The organism is Phenylobacterium sp., assembly GCF_044236515.1.
Taxonomy (GTDB): Bacteria; Pseudomonadota; Alphaproteobacteria; order Caulobacterales; family Caulobacteraceae; genus Phenylobacterium.
Genome location: NZ_JBIIGK010000179.1, coordinates 1 through 5,238, shown reverse-complemented (window position 1 = coordinate 5,238; position 5,238 = coordinate 1). Strand labels below are relative to the sequence as shown.

General features: G+C 70.3%; 5 protein-coding genes. 4 read left to right on the top strand and 1 reads right to left on the bottom strand.

What is annotated here, in order from left to right; translation table 11 throughout:
• Positions 1-115, bottom strand: a 115-nt coding sequence (locus ACILRF_RS14180; RefSeq protein WP_395673990.1) for a hypothetical protein, incomplete at its 3' end; no start/stop codon positions are given.
• A gap of 109 nt (positions 116-224) precedes the next feature.
• On the opposite strand from ACILRF_RS14180, the gene ACILRF_RS14175 reads away from it, so the two are divergent.
• The 4 genes from ACILRF_RS14175 to ACILRF_RS14160 form a co-directional block, all read left to right on the top strand.
• A complete protein-coding gene (locus ACILRF_RS14175) occupies positions 225-926 on the top strand; it encodes an HAD family hydrolase (RefSeq protein ID WP_395673989.1) in 702 nt (233 codons plus the stop codon).
• A 15-nt stretch (positions 927-941) separates the two neighbouring features.
• Positions 942-2,852 carry a DNA primase gene (gene dnaG / locus ACILRF_RS14170; protein ID WP_395673987.1) on the top strand — a complete coding sequence of 637 codons (1,911 nt, stop codon included), beginning with the start codon at positions 942-944 and terminating at the stop codon, positions 2,850-2,852.
• Between the two features lie 2 nt (positions 2,853-2,854).
• Positions 2,855-3,745: a DMT family transporter gene (locus ACILRF_RS14165; RefSeq protein WP_395673985.1), complete on the top strand. Its 891-nt coding sequence runs from the start codon at positions 2,855-2,857 to the stop codon at positions 3,743-3,745.
• Between the two features lie 478 nt (positions 3,746-4,223).
• On the top strand, positions 4,224-5,238 hold a 1,015-nt coding region (locus ACILRF_RS14160; protein WP_395673983.1), incomplete at its 3' end, for an RNA polymerase sigma factor region1.1 domain-containing protein.

Sequence of the window (5,238 nt, the reverse complement as noted above, 5' to 3'; positions counted from 1 at the left end):
TGAAGCACACCTCGCCGAGCGCCTCGCCGACCGCGCCGACGCCGACGCCCTGCAGGATGGTTCCGTCGGCGAGGGCCAGAACGCCGGTCGCGCCGGGCAGCAGGTCGCGGCTCATGGGCGTGGGCTCCATCGTCAGGGCTAAGAGGGGAAAGCGGGCCGGGCCCGCAAACGGTCGCGTAGGTAGTGGCTTGCGCAAGGCCGGTCAATGCGGCGAGAGGGAGGGCATGCGCATCACCACGGTCGGCCTCGATGCCGACGACACGCTTTGGCACAACGAGACCATCTTCCGGCTGACCCACGAGCGTCTGCGGTCGCTGATGACCGGGGTCGCCGACCCCGAGGTGGTCGACGCCCGGCTGGCCGAGATCGAGAGCCGGAACCTGCGGCTCTACGGCTATGGGGTGAAGGGCTTCACCCTTTCGATGCTCGAGACGGTGATGGAGCTGACCGACAACCAGCCGCCGGGGCGGATCATCGCCGAGATCCTGGCGGCCGGTCGCGAGATGCTGACCGAGCCGGTCGAGCCGTTGCCGGGGGTCGAGGACGCGCTGGCGGCCCTGGCGGAGGGCGGCTACCGGCTGGTTCTGATCACCAAGGGCGACCTGCTGCACCAGGAGCAGAAGCTGGCCGCCTCCGGGCTCGGCGATCTCTTCGCGGCTGTCGAGATCGTCAGCGAAAAGGACGCGGGCACCTATGAGCGGGTGTTCGCCCGCCATGGCACCGGCGCCGCCGAGGCGGTGATGTGCGGCAATTCTGTGAAGTCGGACATCCTGCCGGCGCTGAAGGCCGGGGCGTTCGCCGCCTACGTGCCCTATCCGCTGATCTGGGCGCACGAGGTGGCGGATACGCCCGAGGGCGACCCGCGCTATGTCCAACTGGAGACGCTGCGAGACCTGCCTCCGTGGTTGCGTTCGTTGGCGGCATAGCTGTTAGCTGTGGCGATGGTCGGACGCTTCGACGAGCGGTTCATTGACGAGATCAAGTCGCGCCTGCGTCCCTCGGACGTGATCGGGCGGACGGTGAAGCTGCGCAAGCAGGGCCGCGAGTTCGTGGGCCTCTCGCCGTTCACCAAGGAGAAGACGCCCTCGTTCTATGTGAACGACGACAAGGGCCAGTTCTTCGACTTCTCGTCGGGCAAGACCGGCGACCTGATCACCTTCCTGCAGGAAACGCAGCGGCTGTCGTTCTCCGAGGCCGTGGAGATCCTGGCCGGAGAGGCGGGGGTGCCGCTGCCGGCCGTCGATCCGCGCGCCGCGGAGGTCGAGAAGAAGCGGCAGGGCCTTGGCGAATGGCTGGAGCTGGCGGCCCAGTGGTTCGAGGCCGAGCTGCGTCGCCCGTCCGGGCGCGAGGCGCGGGCCTATCTGGAGAAGCGCGGCCTGCCCGAGGCGGAGTGGAGCCGCTTCCGGCTCGGTTTTTCGCCCGGCGGGCGGACGGCGCTGAAAGACTATCTGGTCGCCAAGGGGGCGCGACCGGCCGAGCTGGTCGAGACCGGCCTGCTGATCGCGCCGGAGGACGGCGGCCAGCCCTATGACCGGTTCCGTGACCGGATCATCTTCCCGATCACCGACGCCCGGGGCCGGGTGGTGTCGTTCGGCGGCCGGGCGATGGATCCCCAGGCCAAGGCCAAGTACCTGAACGGGCCGGAGACCAGCGTCTTCCACAAAGGCCACAACCTCTACGGCCTGGCCGACGCGCGGAAGATCATCGCCGCCGCGCCGTCTTCGTCCTCGGCCGGCGAGGCCCTGCCGCTGGTGGTGGTCGAAGGCTACATGGACGTCATCGCCTGCCAGCGGGCCGGACTGCCGGCGGTCGCCCCGATGGGCACGGCGCTCGGCGAGGACCAGATGGAAATCCTCTGGCGGCACCATCCCGAACCGACGCTGAGTTTCGACGGCGATCGGGCGGGCCGCCAGGCGGCGGCGCGGCTGATGGACCGGGCGCTGCCGCTGCTGAAGCCCGGCAAGAGCTTCCGGTTCGCGATCGTCGAGGGTGGCAAGGACCCCGACGAGGTGCTGCGCGAACAGGGCCCGGCGGCGCTGAAGGCGCAACTGGCCCAGACCACGCCCTTCGTCGAGGCGCTGTTCATCCGCGAGCGCGACGCCGAGCCGCTGGACACGCCCGAGCGCAAGGCCGGGCTGAAGGTGCGCCTGCGCAAGCTGGCGGCGACCATCGCCGACAGCGACCTCTCGCAGGCCTACAAGGAAGACCTGCTCGGCCGGTTCGAGCAGCTGTGGCCGACCACCCAGGCCGTCTACACCGTCGGCGCGGCGGCGCGGGAGATGTCGCGCCAGCGGTGGAAGGACCGCGCGCCGAAGGAGGGCGCGACCCAGCAGGCGAAGGACGCCGTCGAGCGGCTGCGCCGGGCGCCCAAGCCGCTGGCGGCGGCCCTGGCGCTGTCGGCGGTGCGCGATCCCCAGGTGCTGGACGAGGCTATTGAACTGGTCGACCGCTACGGCTTCGGCGACGACAAGCTGGGCCCCCTGGCCAAGGAACTGGTCCAGCTTCGCTACGAGGCGGACAACCTCGAGGCCGAAGTCGCCATACGCCGGCTGGAGTCCAAGGGCCTGGACCTCGGCGCCCTGGAGCGGGAGGCCAAGCGCGCCGGGGTGACCGCGCCGTTCCTCGATGCGGTCGGCGATCAGGCGCGCCGGCTATGGCGCGAGGCCTTCGACCTGCTGATCCAGCTCGAGTCGCTGGAGCGGGCGGTGGATGAGGCGGTGCGCGACCTGCCGCGCGACAAGGACTCCTCGACGCTGATGAGCCTGAAGGCCGAGCGCGACCAGTTGCGCCGGCTGATCAACAGCGACTGGGCCAACGAGGCCGAACACGCCCGTCCGGTGCTGCCCCATTGACCATGCGCCTGCCCTTCCTCGCCCTGACCCTGGCCGGAGTCTGCTGGGCGCTCGGCTTTCCGCTCGGCAAGCTGGCGCTGGGCGAGATGTCGGCGCCGCACCTGATCCTGCTGCGGTTCGTCGTCGCGGCGCTCGTGGCCCTGCCGTTCGCGGTGCGGACGCCTGAGGCGCGGCGGCTGTTCCGCTCGCCGGCGGTGCTGGCCGCCGGGGCGCTCTATGGGCTGGCGTTTATCGTCCAGTTCGAGGGGCTGGCGCGCACGACGGTGGCGCTGTCGGCGCTGCTAGTCGGGCTGATGCCGGCGCTGATCGCCACACTGGCGTTCGTGATGCGCGAGCCGGTCAGCCGCACGTCCTGGGCGGGCGTCGCCGCCGCGACCGTGGGGGCCGTGGTCATCGCCGGCAAGCCGGGGGCGTCGGGATCGCCGCTCGGCGTCGCCCTGTGCCTTGCAGCCCTGCTGCTGTTCCTGGCCTGGCTGGTCGTGGTGCGTCGGGCGCCCAAGGAGGCGCCGCCGTTGGCCGTCACCGCGGTCAGCATCGTCGTCGCCATGATCGCCGTCGCGCCGGTGGCCTTCGTCCTGCACGGCCCGCCGAACCTGATGCTGCCGCCGGCGACCTGGGCCGGCATCGCCGGGCAGGGGGTGCTGGCGACGGTCATCGCCACCGCCGCCTGGCAATGGGGCTCGGTGCGGGTCAGCAGCGCCAGCGCCGGGGTGTTCATCAACATCGAGCCGTTGCTGGGCGCCATGCTCGGCGTCGGCCTGTTCGGCGATCCCCTGACCCTGGCGTTGGCGCTCGGCGGTCTGCTGATCGTCGGCGGCAGCGTGGTGGTGGTGCTGGGCGAGCGCGGGACCACGGCGCCCGACCTCAAGGACCCGCCGCCGACCCCGGCCTGAGGCGGCGGGGACAGCCGGTGCGACAGTCTGCCGCAACCTTCGCGCGCGCAATCGGCCGCCCCGCCTTGACTTGCCGGGGTATCGACGCCATCTGGCCCCTCGCGGATTTAGCGCGCTGTTGACAGACGTCGATCGGGCCGCTGCGACCTTCGGGCGCGCCCACTTCGAAAACTGACGTCTCCCTCAATGCGTGGTGATCCCAGTGGTCGCGAGGCCTCGGCGCTACCTTTTACGGGGGGCGGCGGCGCGGGACGGCGCTTTCGACGCTGCGCGGGGCGACCGCGCGCGGCTGTCGTCACGCCCACGCGCAAGGTCAGGTGCGGCGCACTGGTATGCGCGATCAAACTGGAACGAATTGGACGCCGGACGGGTCGTAAGGTCGCACGCGACTGGTCCTTCCGGTGACTGACACCATTTCTCGGCCCGCCTCGGCCCCATGTTTTGGGAATCGGGGCGGCCGCCGATCTCGGAGAACTCGATGAGCACCACGACCGCCGAAACGGAAGCGCCGGAACCGACGGGTGGCGACGGGCCGCTGCTCGACCTGACGGACGCCGCGGTCAAGAAATTCATCAAGCAGGCCAAGGCCCGCGGCTACGTCACGATGGACGAGCTGAACAAGGTGCTGCCCAGCGAGGAAGTCACCTCCGAGGCCATCGAAGACACCCTGGCCATGCTGTCGGAGATGGGCGTCAACGTCGTCGAGGCGGAAGAGGACGCCGAGGGCGGCGAGGTGGCGGTCCGCGAGGAATCCGCCGTCGTCGAGACCACCAAGGAGCCGGCTTACGACCGCACGGACGACCCGGTGCGGATGTACCTGCGCGAAATGGGCTCGGTGGAGCTGCTGTCGCGCGAGGGCGAAATCGCCATCGCCAAGCGTATCGAAGCCGGCCGCGACACCATGATCCGGGGTCTGTGCGAGAGCGCGCTGACCTTTGAGGCGATCATGGTCTGGCGCGAGGAGCTCGGCTCGGGCCGCATCCTGCTGCGTGAGGTCATCGACCTCGAACAGACCTACGGCGGCCAGAACCCGGCCGTGGAAGCTGCGCCCGCGGAAGCGGAAGCCGAAGCCGAGCCCGGCGAGGAAGGCGAAGCCGCGGCCGCCGAGGGCGAGAGCGACGACGACTTCGACGACGGCGCCGGTCCGACGATCAGCGCCATGGAGGCCGAGCTGCGCGAAGGGGTCATGGCGACCCTCGACGCCATCGCCGCCGAGTTCGAGAGCTTCCGCCTGCTGCAGGAGAAGCTGGTCGCCCAGCGCCTGAAGGGCGACGACCTGGCCGACAAGGACCGCAAGGCCTACACGGCCGCGACGGCGACCATCGTCCAGCACCTGAAGACGCTGAAGCTGAACAACAACCGCATCGAGGCGCTGGTCGAGCAGCTCTATGCGATCAACAAGCGCCTGATGGGCCTGGAAGGCCGGCTGCTGCGCCTGGCCGACAGCTACGGCATCAGCCGCACGGAGTTCCTCAAGGCCTACTTCGGCCAGG